Source organism: Vibrio sp. Y2-5 (assembly GCF_014596725.1).
Classification (GTDB): domain Bacteria; phylum Pseudomonadota; class Gammaproteobacteria; order Enterobacterales; family Vibrionaceae; genus Vibrio.
This window is the reverse complement of record NZ_JACVEG010000007.1, coordinates 189745-205570: the sequence shown is the minus strand read 5'-3', so window position 1 is coordinate 205570 and position 15826 is coordinate 189745. Positions and strand designations below refer to the sequence as shown.

Sequence of the window (15826 nt, the reverse complement as noted above, 5' to 3'; positions counted from 1 at the left end):
TTGCGACGTCTGCCGTGTCAGTGAGGCGGCATTATAGGGAGGAATTAAAACTGCGCAAGTGCTTTTTTAAAAAAAATTGAAAAAACAGCTCGTTCGTTTAATAAAGCAGCAAAAATAACAAAAAGAGGGCTTTTAGCCCTCTTTTTCATCTCGAATTTAGTAAGTTTTTATATAAAAGCGTATGCATCAGCAAACATCTTTTCACTCAACGCTTGTTTATTTTGAGTAAATTGTTCTCTCGCAGCACCAGCCATTTCAAAGCGTCCAGCAATATAGATATCAAAATCAGCCAGAGAATCGAAATCAGAGCTTATTGCTTGCAATACATTACCTACTTTTCCTTGCCAGTCTGTATCAGCTTCTTCAACTACCGGAATAAAATGGACATTTTCATGTTTCGCAGCTATCTGCTCGAGTTCAGTCAAAGCATAAAGTTGGCTTTCGTCACGAGCTCCCCAGTATAAATAGATAGGATTAGCTTTGTTTTGGGCAATACAGTGATCCAAGATCGAACGAACGTAGCTAAAACCAGTACCGCCAGCAATAAGTAATATCGGGCTTTCGCTGTTCTCTCTAACCCATGCATCACCATGTGGCGCATCAATTTCAACTTCAAGCTGCTTTTCTAATGCTTCACGCATCAGCTGTACAACTTCGATTGCATAAGCATTATGCTCAGCTGCACCAATGTGTAACTCAAGCTCACCTTCATGACGGCAAGGACTACTTGCGATTGAAAATGGACGTTTGTCTTTCTCGCCCATCACTACCATTAAGTACTGGCCAGCTTTGAATGTAACTGGCTGATCAGGATGAAGCAGTATTTGATATGTATTACTGGCTAAAGACTGTATCGACTTTACTTTACATTTAATGGTCATATTTATCCTTCTTACCTACTCTGAAAAAGTAAGTACCAAATGACTTTCAGCTACAGCTTGGCAGGGGAATATCCATCCTTCAGCTTGCTCTTTCTCTGTAAGCATAGGCTCTAGATGGTAAGTTACATCACCTTCCACTTTACGGCACAGGCATGCAGCACATGCCCCCACTTGGCAACGATGAGGAAATGGAATTTGCTGGTTGAGCGCAGCTTCCAATATCGTTTGCCCTTTTTCAACTTCAAACTGAAGCTCGCTTGGCAGCAAACGTACAGTAAAAGTCATAGAATTCCTAGTTCATCCCAGATGGCATCGATTTTCTCTACCAACTTAGGGTCTTTGTGAATTGGTGTTCCCCACTCCCGCGATACTTCACCCTCAAATTTGTTGGTTGCATCCAAACCTAATTTTGACACAGCACCATTTTGAGCGGGAATAACATAGGTATCTCGAGCTGGGTCCATTCTTGTTGTGATAGCCCAGATAATATCATTCCAATCACGAGCATTCACATCATCGTCGCACAGTACAACGAACTTGGCGTCAGTGTACTCAGCTAAAAAGGTCCATACTGCTTCCAATAATGCTTTTGATTCACCAGCAGAATATTTACGCATTGAAACGATAGCGATACGATTTTCAGATGTCGGTGGAAAATAGATATCTTCGACTTGCGGGAAACGTCGTTTGAACTCTTCAATATCCGCATCTTCTATTGAGTGAGATGGTCGAGCTTCGATTTTAGGTGTCATCGCAAGTTCGGCATCCCATTTCATCGTTGCATCTAAGCCCATCTTGGAACCTAGTCCCGCCACCGGAGAAGCAAAATCCAACGAATCGATCGGCGTGTTCTCTATCATTAATGTATCGCGTACCGGATCCATATGTTCACACATGGCTTGGGTCACGGAATGCCAATTTCGAGCATTGACGCCTTCATCAAGCACAACCACATATTTGGTGTACATGAACTGGCGTAAGAAAGACCACACGCCCATCATGACTCGCTTCGCATGACCAGGGTATTGCTTCTTCATTGTTACTACGGCCATGCGGTAAGAACACCCTTCTGGCGGTAGGTAGAAGTCTACAATTTCAGGAAATTGCTTTTGTAGAATAGGCACAAAAACTTCATTCAGTGCCACACCCAAAACAGCGGGTTCATCAGGTGGACGACCAGTATAAGTACTGTGATAGATAGGTTCGTTACGCATGGTAATGTGAGTCACAGTAAAGACATGATGTCGTTCAACCTCATTATAGTAACCTGTGTGATCACCATAAGGGCCTTCATCCGCGAATTCATTCGGATCGATGTAGCCTTCCAGTACTATTTCAGCACTGGCTGGCACTTCCAAATCATTACTGATTGATTTAACCACTTCTGTTTTGCTGCCCCGTAATAAACCTGCGAAAGCATATTCGGATAACGTATCCGGCACAGGGGTAACAGCACCTAAGATAGTGGCAGGGTCAGCACCAAAAGCGACCGAAACAGGGAAGTTCTTTCCTGGGTTTGCTTCCATCCACTCTCTAAGATCAAGCGCTCCACCACGATGAGCTAACCAGCGCATGATAACTTTATTCTTCGCGATCTTTTGTTGGCGATAGATACCCAAATTCTGACGCTTTTTGTTTGGGCCTCTAGTGATAGTTAACCCCCAAGTCAAAAGAGGGGCAACATCATCAGCCCAACAACTCATCACGGGGATTTTATCCAAATCGACATCTTCACCTTGCCAAATAATGTCCTGACACGGTGCTTTACGCAGCTTTTTCGCTGGCATGTTCAATACTTGTTTGAAGACCGGAAGTTTATCAAGAGCATCACGAAACCCACGAGGTGGCTCGGGCTCTTTCAAATATGCCAACAGTTTTCCAACTTCACGTAGATCTTGAACGTTTTCGCGTCCCATACCAATGGCGACACGCTCTGGTGTACCAAATAGGTTCGTCAGGACAGGAAAATCGTAACCAATAGGGTTTTCAAATAACAAAGCAGGGCCAGCTTGGCGTAGTGTTCGATCACTGATCTCCGTCATTTCATAATGCGGATCAATAGGATGAGAAATACGCTTGAGTTGTCCCTGTGCTTCAAGATGGTCAAGGAAATCACGTAAGTTTTTAAAGCTCATAACTGCTCTATGGATGATTAAACTGCACGCAGTATAACAAAAAACACTTTGCTATCGATTTCTCTTTTCTAAAAAGCGCTGTGCTCTTGTAGAGAGATTGTCCTGAGCATAGTGAACTCTTATTGCTGAGAAAGAACCTGTAGAATAGCTTGGCTTTCAACACGGCGATTGCTGTTCAACAGTTCTTTCAACCACGATTGATATCCTTGTTCCACAAGTGCTTGAGCCACGATTGGCGCATCCGAAGAGTTCTCTAAGCGCTTCACTAAAAACTGCTTCACTTGATCAGAAAAAGGTTTCGGTATTTGGACTAAATACTGCAATGCACTGGTCGCCAGTCGCGGATTGTCTGCGGCTAACATGATTTGATTAATGGCAAAATCATCACCAACATTTGCTAAACGCTCAAGCTCTTGCTCAACGTAAAAATCCGCGCGCATTAACCACAACAACTTATAAAGCTGAAGGTCACCTGTTACCTGTGCCATTTTAACCATCACACTCGATGAAGGTAACCAAACCACAACTTTTACCTGAGTCAGTTGCTGAACAAGATCGTGCTGTACTTTCTCAGACAAGTTATCGAACTCACTCAACAGCAAATTTTCCCGCTCTTGTACTAAATAGTCAGGTCCAGATAACCATTCATCCAGTTTTAATTCTCCACTTTCGGCTTTTAGGATGAAGTTAAGCACGCTCTGCTCTTGTTTCCACTGTTTTGTTAAGCGGTGAGCAATAGCTATGTAGTCAAATGCAGGAACGGAAAATTCATACCCTTCCCCCTTCTCTAGTACTTGATAAACAGGAACGATGTTTTTTTGCTTTTCAACAAAATGGAACAAATTCTCAGACAGAGCGACTTGCTGTTGTTCTAAGTGCTGCAGTAATAGAAAGCGAGCGACTTCCTGCTGTGGCAACGAGATACGTTCTACAGCAAATGAAAGGGCATCGATATCGTCTTTTATCGCCAAGTCGACCAGTTCTGTAACCTTCTGCTGTAGCAGATGATCTTGCAGCAAGTTTTGCTGGCTTGTTGATGAAACCTCAACAGCAGAAACCGGTGTCCAAGCAAATAAAAGAGAGAGGAATAAACTAAACAACAGTCCTTGTTGCATATTAACCTCCTGTTAACATTCCTCATAATTGTCGTGCGGTAATGAAAAGAATGCAAACAAAAACACCACCCAATGGGTGGTGCTTCAAAATAATCAATGTTTATTCATTACTGACGGCGCATTGCGTCAAAGAATTCATCATTGGTTTTGGTCATTGCCAGCTTGTCGATGAGGAATTCCATTGCGTCAGTTTCGCCCATAGGGTGAACAATCTTACGCAGGATCCACATTTTTTGTAGCTCATCAGGCTTAGTTAATAGCTCTTCACGACGAGTACCAGAACGGTTGAAGTCAATAGCAGGGAAAACACGTTTTTCTGCAATCTTACGGTTCAAGTGCAGTTCCATGTTACCTGTACCTTTGAACTCTTCGTAAATCACTTCATCCATCTTAGAACCAGTGTCAACAAGTGCTGTCGCAATGATAGTTAAGCTACCACCTTCTTCCACATTACGAGCTGCACCGAAGAAACGCTTTGGACGGTGTAGTGCGTTAGCGTCCACACCACCGGTAAGAACTTTACCTGATGAAGGGATTACTGTGTTGTAAGCACGCGCTAGACGAGTGATTGAGTCAAGAAGGATAACTACGTCTTTCTTGTGTTCAACAAGACGTTTTGCTTTTTCGATAACCATCTCTGCAACTTGAACGTGACGAGATGCTGGCTCATCAAACGTAGATGCAATCACTTCACCTTTTACAAGACGTTGCATCTCAGTCACTTCTTCAGGACGTTCGTCAATAAGAAGTACCATCAATTCACATTCAGGGTGGTTGTTAGCAATACTTTGGGCGATGTTTTGTAGCAACATAGTTTTACCCGCTTTTGGCGGAGCTACAATCAGACCACGTTGACCTTTACCGATAGGAGATGCGAGATCAAGAACACGTGCTGTAATGTCTTCAGTCGAGCCATTACCACGCTCCATTACCATACGCTCATTAGCGTGCAGCGGAGTTAAGTTCTCAAATAGGATTTTGTTACGTGCGTTATCAGGCTTGTCGTGGTTAACAGTGTTCACTTTCAGTAGTGCAAAGTAACGTTCACCTTCTTTTGGCGGGCGAATTTTCCCTGCAATCGAATCACCAGTGCGTAGGTTGAAACGACGAATTTGGCTTGGAGATACATAGATATCATCTGGGCCTGCAAGGTAAGAACTGTCTGCGCTACGCAAGAAACCAAAACCGTCTTGAAGAATTTCCAAAACACCGTCGCCGAAGATATCTTCACCGCTCTTCGCGTGCGCTTTCAAGATGGCAAAAATAATGTCTTGTTTTCTCAGACGCGCAAGGTTTTCTAGGCCTAGGCTCTCACCAAGTTTGACAAGATCAGATACGGGTCTGTTCTTCAGTTCTGTTAGATTCATTGTGGTGGATACTTGTTTAGTCAAAATAGGATCTATTTTCTAGTTAAGATGGATTTGGTCTCAGGATTGACCAAGAAGTGAACACTTGTTTAATTTACGTGCGATAAACTAGCACTAAATATTAGCCTAGTCTAGAAATTGTTTTTTACAAAAACAAAACCGTACATATTTCTATGTACGGTAAAGTTATGGCGAATTATAGGTTTGCGTCCAAGAACTCTTTCAGTTGAGTTTTAGACAGCGCGCCTACTTTTGTCGCTGCAACGCTGCCATCTTTAAATAGCAATAGCGTAGGAATACCACGAATACCGAACTTAGGCGGTGTACCTGCGTTGTGGTCGATATTCAATTTACCGATAGTGAGTTTACCTTCGTATTCTTCTGCGATTTCATCAAGAATAGGGGCAATCATCTTACAAGGACCACACCATTCTGCCCAAAAATCTACTAGAACAGGACCTGCAGCTTTGATTACATCGTTCTCGAAACCATCATCAGATAGCTGCAAAATTTTATCACTCATCTTCCACTCCAATGTGTTTTTTCTGCACTGATTTTTCACGAATCAGAAGGCTGATTGGTGAGTAACCAGTAAATAGATGCTCTATTGGAATGTATTTACTTCCGTATTGCAAGTGGAAGCTGATATTCTATAGCAATGAAAAAGACGCATATCACAGAGCAAAAATTCGCCGACTTGGATTTACATCCCCAAGTAATTGAAGGATTGGAAAAAAAAGGGTTCGAATTCTGTACCCCTATCCAAGCCTTGGCGTTGCCGGTACTGCTCACCGGCCAAGACATTGCAGGCCAGGCCCAAACGGGAACTGGTAAAACCATCGCGTTTCTCGCTGCTACTTTTAACCATTTGCTAAAAACACCCGAAATTGAAGGACGTAAAGTCACTCAGCCTCGTGCAATTATTATGGCTCCGACGCGTGAACTTGCGATTCAGATCTTTAATGACGCAGATTCACTCGTGGCGAGTACCGGTCTTAAAGCTGCGCTGGCTTATGGTGGCGAAAGCTACGATAAACAGCTGGGCAAACTTCAAGAAGGCGTGGATATCCTGATTGGCACAACTGGCCGTATCATCGATTTCTACAAGCAGCGTGTTTTCAATCTGAATAACATTCAAGCTGTGGTTCTGGATGAAGCAGACCGTATGTTTGATTTGGGTTTCATTAAAGACATCCGTTTCTTATTCCGCCGCATGCCTGAGCCGAAAGATCGTTTGAACATGCTGTTCTCTGCGACTTTATCTTACCGCGTTCAAGAGTTGGCATTTGAACACATGCACAACCCTGAGCACGTGGTGGTAGAGCCTGAACAGAAAACAGGTCACCGTATTAAAGAAGAGCTGTTCTACCCTTCTAACGAACACAAAATGGCACTTCTGCAAACTCTGGTTGAAGAAGATTGGCCAGATCGCGCCATCATTTTTGCAAACACGAAACACCGTTGTGAAAACATCTGGGGTGCTCTTGCAGCCGATGGTCATCGTGTAGGTTTGCTAACCGGCGATGTTCCGCAGAAAAAACGTGAACGCATTTTAGAGCAGTTTACTCAAGGTGAAGTGGATATTCTGGTTGCTACAGATGTGGCAGCTCGCGGTCTACACATCCCACAAGTAACACACGTATTTAACTACGACCTCCCAGACGATTGTGAAGATTATGTTCACCGTATTGGTCGTACTGGTCGTGCTGGTGAAAGTGGTCACTCAATTTCGTTTGCTTGTGAAGAGTATGCAATCAACTTAACTGCGATTGAAGAGTACACTGGACACTCAATTCCTGTATCGGACTACGATCCATCAGCATTACTGACGAATTTGCCGAAACCATTAACATTACGCTCTTCGTCACCACAGCGCCGCACCAATACTGGCGGTTCTCGCAACGGAAATCGTAAACCACAAAGACGCCCTCGCGCGCCACAGAAGCCAAAGGATTCGTAATTCATCTATGTGCCAAACTGTTTCTTCACCGTTATATGCTGCGATTGATTTAGGCTCTAACAGCTTCCATATGCTGATAGTGCGTCATGTCGACGGTAGCGTTCAAACCATGGCTAAGATCAAGCGAAAAGTACGTCTTGCCGCAGGTTTAGATGACCATAACGCGTTAAGTCATGAAGCCATGCAACGCGGTTGGGATTGTTTGAGTTTGTTTGCTGAACGCTTACAAGACATTCCACAAGAGAACATTCGTATCGTAGGTACCGCAACATTGCGTACAGCGACGAACATCAATGATTTCCTAGTGAAAGCGAATGAAATTCTAGGACATTCTATTGAAGTCATCTCAGGTGAAGAAGAAGCTGCCACTATCTATAAAGGTGTCGCTCACACCTCCGGAGGCGTTGGGCGCCGATTAGTGGTGGATATTGGCGGAGCCAGCACCGAAGTGATTATCGGTGAGGGCTTTGAAGCAAAAGCGTTAACCAGCTTAAAGATGGGATGTGTGACTTGGCTTGAACGTCATTTTAAAGACCGCCAGCTCAACACTACCAACTTTAACAACGCAATAGATGCAGCGAAAAAACGTTTAGCTCCCGTGTTAGAACAATATACCCAGTTAGGCTGGGATGTGTGTGTGGGAGCAAGCGGCACAGTTCAAGCTCTGCAAGAGATCATGTTGGCTCAGGGGATGGATGAAGTCATCACTTTGGCTAAGTTAAATCGCCTAAAAAAGCAGGCGATGCAGTCTGATCATCTTGAAGAGCTTGAAATTGAAGGACTAACTCTAGAGAGAGCGTTAGTCTTTCCAAGCGGTTTATCCATTCTTATCGCTATCTTCGAATCATTAAACATTGAATCTATGACGCTAGCTGGCGGCGCTTTGCGTGAAGGCTTGGTCTACGACATGATGGATGACTTGCGCCAAGACGACATCCGTTCGCGCACGATTCACAGTGTGCAGATTCGCTATCAAATAGATCAATGTTACGCACAACAAGTTTCTGATCTTGCCAACAAACTCCTCACTCAGTGTGGAGGGCAAAACTGGATTACTGAGCCGCAGGCAGAAATGCTTTTACTTACGGCAGCACAACTGCATGAAATTGGTCTATCCATCGATTTTAAAAAAGGTGGTGAGCACAACGCTTACCTGCTGCAGAATCTTGATTTACCCGGTTTCACGCGTGCACAAAAACACTTACTTGCAGAACTGACAAGACGCTACCGAGAGCAATTAACAACCTTGCCTGAGCAACATGCATTGTCCGTATCAAGCAGTAAGCGAGTATTACGCTTATTACGTTTAGCGGTGCTTCTGAGTCACCGCCGTTGCGTAGAATTGGAGCCTAATATTGTTCTCGCTGCCGACGATGATGAACTAACGTTAACCATCGACAAGCAGTGGCTACAAGCAAATCCATTAACTCGCGCGGAACTTGAACTTGAAGCAAACCGTCAAACAGACATAGGTTGGCCGTTGAACATTCAAGCGAATGAATAAACAATAGCTTTGACGTAATACTGCAAATATTAAGAAGCCCTCAAATGAGGGCTTCCTTTTATCCAATACGATTCAGCAGAGCTCTTAACTTCAACGGTTTAACGGGCTTAGCGATAAAGCTGAAACCATTGGATTTAATACCATCGAGAATATCAGGACTGCGGTCGGCACTGATGATCACTCCTTCAAAGCAATCCCCCAAACGCAATCGGCATTGCTGCAACACTTCTAAACCGGTACGTCCATTATCAAGGCGATAGTCAGAGAAAATGACATCGGGAATCCATTGATTATCGAGTGCCTTCATGCTCTGCTTAATGTCGAGAGCCGTTTTGACTTCACATCCCCATCGTTCCAACAAGGTCTGCATTCCAACCAGTATTTCTTCTTCGTTATCTACACAAAGAACTCGCAGATGCCCTAAATCATGTACCGCTTCCAAGACTGCTGCTTTTTGCGGCACCACCTCTTGTGGTTCAGCTCTGTCCAAAGTGAGCGAGAACACACTGCCTTGATCTGGCCAAGAACGCATTGAAATTTCATGGCCTAATACAAAGGCAATCCCTTTCGAAATAGCTAACCCCAAACCTAATCCTTGATCTGAACGTACTTGGCTACCACGGTTAAACTCTTCGAAGATCTCTTGTTGTTTATCTTGTTCTATCCCAATGCCGTTGTCCCACACATCGATACGCACCCTACCAGCAACTCTTCTTACACCCAATACAACCTTTCCTTTCGGGTTGTAACGAAAAGCATTGGTTAAGAAATTCTGAATAACTCTTCGCAGCAATTTTGGATCAGAATGAACATACAGTGAGGAAGATACCGTACTGAAATGAATCCCTTGTTGATGCGCCAGCGCTTCGAATTCCGCTTTCAAATTGGAAAGTACGTCATTGACCTTGAAGCTCTGCAAATGCACTTCAAGTTTTCCTGATTCCAAGCGAGAAATATCCAGCAGATCACCAATGAGATCTTCCGCAGCGCTAAGTGCACTTTCAATATGACGTGACAAACGCTTCGACTCTTCTTCCTGAGCAACTTCTGAAAGTGAAGAAGCAAACAACCTTGCCGCATTAAGCGGCTGCATTAAATCATGGCTGACAGCGGCTAGAAATCGTGATTTAGATTGTGACTCTTGATCGGAACGCTGTGTCGCGGCAACGAGCTTTTTATTCAGCGATTCCAGCTCGCGGGTTCGTTTCAATACTCTTTCTTCAAGGTTTTCATTTGCTTCTTTCAGCGTTCGCTCTGCATCACGGAATACCGTGATGTCGGTAAAACTCATCACGAAACCACCACCCGGCATTGGGTTTCCTTGCACTTCAATTACACGACCATCAGGGCGAATACGCGAAGAAGTATGGCGAGTCCCTTGCTCTAAGTGGTAAACCCTACGACGTACATGTTCTTCAGGATCGCCCGGTCCACACAAACCTTGCTGAGCATTGTGACGAATCACATCTGCAATCGGTCTGCCGACTTGTATCAAACCCAGAGGGAAATCAAACAATTCTAAATAACGTTGATTCCAAGCCACCAGCCGAAGCTGCTTATCAACAACCGCAATACCCTGCCCAATGTGTTCAATCGCCCCTTGCAGCAAACCACGGGTGAAATCATAAAGCTCAGAGGCTTCATCGACGATGGTCGCCACCTCTTCCAACTGCATATTGCGGCCTTGTAAAGCAGAAGTGAGCACTAACTTGGCAGATGATGCACCGAAGACACCGGCAAGCACACGCTCAGTGTGGCGAATCAACGTTGCAGGCGCTTGCTGATTGGGCATGAGCGTTTCACGTTGCTGCTCCCAATACTGCCCAAACGCTACACGAACCCTTTGTCGTCCAACAAAGCGCGAGGCAAGCATTTCAAGCTCACCGACCGTTACACGGCTTTGATACAAACTGATGTTTTCATTTTCCGGCAATGGCGTACCAACGAAAGATGCCGACTGTAATCGCTCACTTAAACTGGAGCGAGTTGCGCTGGATATCACCACATAGCAGATACTATTGAGAGTCACGCTCAGCAACATCCCCCAGTCGGAGTTTTCTAACCCCATATTGCCGAGGAACTGAGGCGGCGTGATCACCCAAAGTAATACGTTACTTTCATGGTCGCCTGCCAGCATATTGGTTGCACTCATCAGAGTAATCAGCCATAAGGTGAAACCCACCATGAGGCCGACATAAACCCCTTTTCGGTTGCCCTCTCGCCAATACATTCCACCAATTAATGCTGGTGCGAATTGAGTGATCGCAGAAAACGAAAGAAAACCAATCGCAGACAAAGATGGGATGGTGTCTAAAACCAGATAGAAGCCCCACGCCCCTAACAACAGCAATAAGATCAAAGTACGACGAATAATGACCAGCAAACCGGAAAAATGGCGATGATTTCGTTGTGACAAGCGCATTCGGCGTAACAACAAAGGCATCACCAAGTCATTGGATGCCATTATCGCTAATGCAATAGTCGAGACGATCACCATACCAGAGGCTGCAGAAGTGCCACCTAGAAACGCTAGCAGCGCAATGTCATTGGCGCCCACAGCAACAGGTACACTAATCACGAATGTGTCCGGTGAGGTGCCACTCAACAAACTCTGCCCCACCCATGCAATAGGCAGGACAAATAATCCCATCAGAATCAGATAAGAAGGGAAAAGCCAACGTGCAGTGTGCAAGTCTTGCGCGCGCTCATTTTCTACCACCATGGTATGGAACTGACGAGGCAAACAGATGATGGCTATCATGGTTAAAATGGTGTGGACAATTAACGTTGGCCAGTTCGGAGCCTGATAGGTCTCGCGTGCCACATCCAACAACGCAACATCTTGCTCTCTCAATGCAAGATAAAGGATGAACATTCCCACCACCAGAAATGCAACCAGCTTAACGATAGATTCGAAAGCAATGGCCATCATCATTCCTCGGTGATGTTCGGTATTATCAATATGACGAGTACCAAACAACATGGTGAACAGAGCTAGCGCCAAGACAACAAACCAAGAAACACTGTCGTCCTGATAACCAAACTGAGTGCCCAGATCTGGTGCTATGATATTCAGTCCCATGGTGATACCACGAAGCTGCAAAGCGATATAAGGCAGTATGCCTGCAACCGCGATCAGAGTGACGGCAACCGCTAATCCTTGCGATTTCCCATAACGCGCAGCAATAAAGTCAGCAATAGAAGTGATGTGCTCACGCTTGGCAATCAGGATCAGACGAGCCAGTATTCGCCAGCCAAACGTAAAGACGATGATCGGAGCAATATAAATCGGTAAAAATGACCACGGGTTCTGACTGGCTTGCCCCACCGTGCCATAGAAAGTCCAAGAAGTGCAGTAAACCGCAATCGATAGGCTATAGATCCAAGGTCGCCATTTCGCGAGCCAACGAGTTTGACGATCGCCATACCACGCGATGAGAAACAGCACGCCTAAATAAGCGAGTGAGACTGGAACCACCAACCAACCCTGCATTCGACTTCCCTATTCCCTGTGAAATCTTTGAACGTTCTAAAACAGCCAGTGAGGCTTATAAAGAAATAAAGCTTCTCCAAAAGGAGAAGCTTTATTAAACAGGGTTAGGATTTTATCTCAATCTGATTGGGCTAATTTTGTGCTTCAGGCTCCGATTTATGAACTGAAACATCGTTAACTTGTGATTGAAGCAATTCGACTTTCACAAACAGAGCCAGTACGCCCATTAACGCCATTCCCCAGAACACACCCGCACCCCAGCTTTCGTAACCCCAGCCGCTCAGCGTTGTCATCAGTGCTATCACAGCGCCAAGAGGAATTGCGTTATACAATGCCTGCAATGCAACCATCTTATTTTGTGGGGCATGTTGAATGTATTTAATGGTTGCGATATGAGCCAGAGCAAAGGTCACCCCATGCAAGGATTGAATCGCCACCAAGGCAACTAATGTTGTTGTTGATGCCGTTAATCCCCAGCGTACAATCACTCCTAGCGCAGAAATGATAAACAAGGTACGGATATTCCAGTTGGAAAACACGCGCTTGCTGATGGCAAACACCAGAATCTCAGAAACCACCCCTAAGCTCCACAAGTAGCCAATGATATCTTCTGAATGACCCGCCGCGCGCCAGTGGATCGAACTAAAGCTGTAATACGCCGCATGGCTACCTTGGATTAGAGCGACCAACAACAGAAACTTAATCACCGGCCATTCACGCAGTAATTCCGTTAGCTTAGGACGCACCTTATGTTCATGACTTTCTGTAACAGGCAGAACGGTGGGGTTACGCAGGCTGATCAGCAAAGTAACAAACGTGCCGAACAACGCGGTATAAACGATCATGTCTGAGCCATAAAGCACAATCAGATACCCCACCACCGTAGAACCTACAATAAAGGCAATCGATCCCCATAGACGCGTACGTCCGTAGTCCAGCATATTGCGCTTGGCATAGTGGTTAGCCACTGAATCTGATAACGGTAACACTGGCCCACACATCATATTGAAAAGAATCGTCGCCAAGGCTAACAACCAAAAACTACCACCCGTGAAAAAATGGAAAGCGGTAAATAACATAAGGGCAAATGTTACCCAGCGTAGTGCGGGTAGCAGATGTTCAACCTTGTGAATACGAGGTGTAATCACTAAGTTCGCCACACATCGAGTTGCAAAACCAATCCCCACTAATGCGCCGATATCACTGGCTGACACTCCTTGTCCTTCAAACCATAACGCCCAAAACGGTAGATATACGCCGTATGCAAAGAAGAAACCGAAAAAGTATTGAGAGATCCATCCGTAGGGAGAGGGTTTAAACATTAGTGATCCTAAACTGCATGAGAAAAGTAGACGCGGCCATTATGCAACGAGTCGAGCTTGTGAAAAAGGGAACTTTGTTGAACTAACTGTTTCCCCTATCACAACTTTCATTGCGTACAAAATGGCGTCATTAGACCAAAGTCGTCTGGAGGGCTTAAGGAAATTTGTCACACTTACCTTAGATATCTCTAACTGGTGAACTTTGTTATGCCTGATAAATTCAACATGCAATCGCCACCCTTTGATCGTTTGAACTCAGATCAACAGAAAAAACTTCGCGCTTCATTAGATGTGGCTTATTACCGGCTAGGCGCAACTTTGCTAAAAAGCGGGCAAACCAGCACCCATCTTCACGTCCTTATAAAAGGAACAGTAGAGGAGCGTTCACCAACGGGGAAAGAGATATTCGCTCACTACGCGAATGATGACATGTTCGATGTACGGGCCTTATTTGAAGAACACACCCGCCACCAGTACATTGCACTAGAAGATACTCTTTCTTACTTGATCCCAAGAGAAGTCTTTCTTTCCCTCTATAACGAAAATGGACAATTTGCCGCTTACTTCGATAACAACTTAGCTAAAAGGCAGGAGCTGATAGAAGCCGCGCAACAACAGAAAAACATTGCTGAATTCATTCTGACCAAGGTAGATAACTCCATCTACTCGCCACCAATGATTGTCACTCCTGAACAATCATTGAAAACAGTCACTCAGCAAATGAAAGAAAACGGAGTCGATGCCGCGCTGGTTGAGCTGGATGAATCCGATATTCGCTTAATTGATTCTACTCAGCATCCTTACGCCATCGTCACCCGAACCAATATGCTGCACGCCGTGATGCTGGAAGACCACCCGCTTGATACCCCAGTAGGAAAAATAGCGACATTTCCTGTCATGCATGTTGATGAAGGCGATTTTCTGTTTAATGCGATGGTGATGATGACCCGGAATCGTGTCAAACGCGTGATGGTGTGCGATGGTAACAATGCCATCGGTATGCTGGACATGACGCAGATCCTCAGTACTTTCTCTACACACTCGCATGTACTCACCCTGGCAATAGCACGAGCCTCCAGCGTTGAAGAACTGGCTTTAGCATCCAATAAACAAATAGAACTGATCGAAAGTTTGCTCAGTCGCGGCGTACGCACCCGTTTTATTATGGAGTTGATTGCGGCGGTCAACGAACAAATCATCGAAAAAGCGTTTGAACTTGTTGTGCCACCAGCGTTGCATGACCACTGCTGTTTTATCGTCTTAGGATCAGAAGGACGCGGAGAACAAATACTTAAAACTGATCAGGACAACGCTTTAATTATCAAGGATGGGTTGGAATGGCATCAATGTGAAAACGTCATGCAAGAGCTGACTCACACCCTATTGCAGCTTGGCTATCCTCTGTGCCCCGGCAAGGTGATGGTGAATAACCCTAAATGGGTTAAAAGCCAGTCGCAGTGGAAAAAAATGTTGAGCAGTTGGGTCAACTCCGCTAAGCCCGAACAAGTGATGGATATTGCGATAATGGCTGACGCTCACGCAATTGCAGGTAATAAGTCTTTACTGGCTCCTATCAAGTCGCATTTGAGTCACCTGATGGCCGATCAGGAACTGATCCTTACAGAATTCACCCGCCCAGCGCTGAACTTTTCCGTTCCTCTCACCTTATTCGGCAATGTGAAAAGCTCAAAAACGGGACTGGATATCAAGCAAGGCGGCATATTCCCTATCGTCCACGGTATTCGCGCCTTGAGCTTAGAACACATGATTGAAGTAAATAATACCTTCGACCGAATCAGTGAACTGGTCAAACGCCGTGTACTAGAAAAACAGACCGGAGACAATCTGAGCGAAGCGCTCAAGCAATTTTTCAAATTGCGCCTCGCGCAGCAATTAACTCATCCACTTAATGGTGAAACCAAAGGCAGTAACAACATCAACATTAACTTACTGGATCGAACTGAGCGGGACTTGTTAAGGCACAGCCTGCATGTGGTAAAGAAATTTAAACAGTGGCTTGGTTATCACTACCAAATCCGAGATTAGCGA

At 45.0% G+C, this 15826-nt stretch carries 11 protein-coding genes; 3 read left to right on the top strand and 8 right to left on the bottom strand.

Annotated features, from left to right (window positions below; genetic code table 11):
* Nucleotides 1-167: 167 nt before the first annotated feature.
* From fre to trxA, 6 genes are all read right to left on the bottom strand, one after another.
* Nucleotides 168-881, bottom strand: a complete 714-nt coding sequence (fre, locus tag HUO09_RS16750; protein WP_188234648.1) for an NAD(P)H-flavin reductase — start codon at nucleotides 879-881, stop codon at nucleotides 168-170.
* A 15-nt stretch (nucleotides 882-896) separates the two neighbouring features.
* On the bottom strand, nucleotides 897-1166 hold the full coding sequence (locus tag HUO09_RS16745; protein WP_188234647.1) for a 2Fe-2S iron-sulfur cluster-binding protein: 270 nt from the start codon (nucleotides 1164-1166) through the stop codon (nucleotides 897-899).
* Nucleotides 1163-3016, bottom strand: a complete 1854-nt coding sequence (gene ubiD, locus HUO09_RS16740; RefSeq protein WP_188234646.1) for a 4-hydroxy-3-polyprenylbenzoate decarboxylase — start codon at nucleotides 3014-3016, stop codon at nucleotides 1163-1165. Before ubiD ends, HUO09_RS16745 begins: the two co-directional genes overlap by 4 nt.
* Nucleotides 3017-3135: 119 nt before the next feature.
* On the bottom strand, nucleotides 3136-4131 hold the full coding sequence (locus HUO09_RS16735; protein WP_188234645.1) for a hypothetical protein: 996 nt from the start codon (nucleotides 4129-4131) through the stop codon (nucleotides 3136-3138).
* Between the two features lie 107 nt (nucleotides 4132-4238).
* Nucleotides 4239-5498 (bottom strand): transcription termination factor Rho, encoded by a 1260-nt coding sequence (gene rho / locus HUO09_RS16730; protein ID WP_102941608.1) that lies wholly within the window; start codon nucleotides 5496-5498, stop codon nucleotides 4239-4241.
* 196 nt (nucleotides 5499-5694) lie between these two features.
* The gene (trxA, locus tag HUO09_RS16725; RefSeq protein WP_042489933.1) at nucleotides 5695-6021 is read right to left on the bottom strand and encodes a thioredoxin TrxA; all 327 of its coding nucleotides are present in this window, start codon (nucleotides 6019-6021) and stop codon (nucleotides 5695-5697) included.
* Between the two features lie 135 nt (nucleotides 6022-6156).
* Here trxA and rhlB point away from each other — a divergent pair, with 135 nt between their 5' ends.
* A complete protein-coding gene (gene rhlB / locus HUO09_RS16720; RefSeq protein ID WP_167411970.1) occupies nucleotides 6157-7458 on the top strand; it encodes an ATP-dependent RNA helicase RhlB in 1302 nt (433 codons plus the stop codon).
* Nucleotides 7459-7465: 7 nt separating this feature from the next.
* A complete protein-coding gene (gppA, locus tag HUO09_RS16715; protein ID WP_188234644.1) occupies nucleotides 7466-8962 on the top strand; it encodes a guanosine-5'-triphosphate,3'-diphosphate diphosphatase in 1497 nt (498 codons plus the stop codon).
* 58 nt (nucleotides 8963-9020) lie between these two features.
* Here gppA and HUO09_RS16710 read toward each other — a convergent pair whose 3' ends face one another.
* Together HUO09_RS16710 and HUO09_RS16705 are read right to left on the bottom strand one after the other, a co-directional pair.
* Nucleotides 9021-12455: a PAS domain-containing hybrid sensor histidine kinase/response regulator gene (locus HUO09_RS16710; RefSeq protein WP_188234643.1), complete on the bottom strand. Its 3435-nt coding sequence runs from the start codon at nucleotides 12453-12455 to the stop codon at nucleotides 9021-9023.
* A 131-nt stretch (nucleotides 12456-12586) separates the two neighbouring features.
* Nucleotides 12587-13777, bottom strand: coding sequence for a 3-phenylpropionate MFS transporter (locus HUO09_RS16705; protein WP_188234642.1), 1191 nt, complete (start codon nucleotides 13775-13777; stop codon nucleotides 12587-12589).
* A gap of 207 nt (nucleotides 13778-13984) precedes the next feature.
* Between HUO09_RS16705 and HUO09_RS16700 the strand changes: the two genes are divergently transcribed.
* Nucleotides 13985-15823: a DUF294 nucleotidyltransferase-like domain-containing protein gene (locus HUO09_RS16700; RefSeq protein WP_188234641.1), complete on the top strand. Its 1839-nt coding sequence runs from the start codon at nucleotides 13985-13987 to the stop codon at nucleotides 15821-15823.
* Nucleotides 15824-15826: the final 3 nt, after the last annotated feature.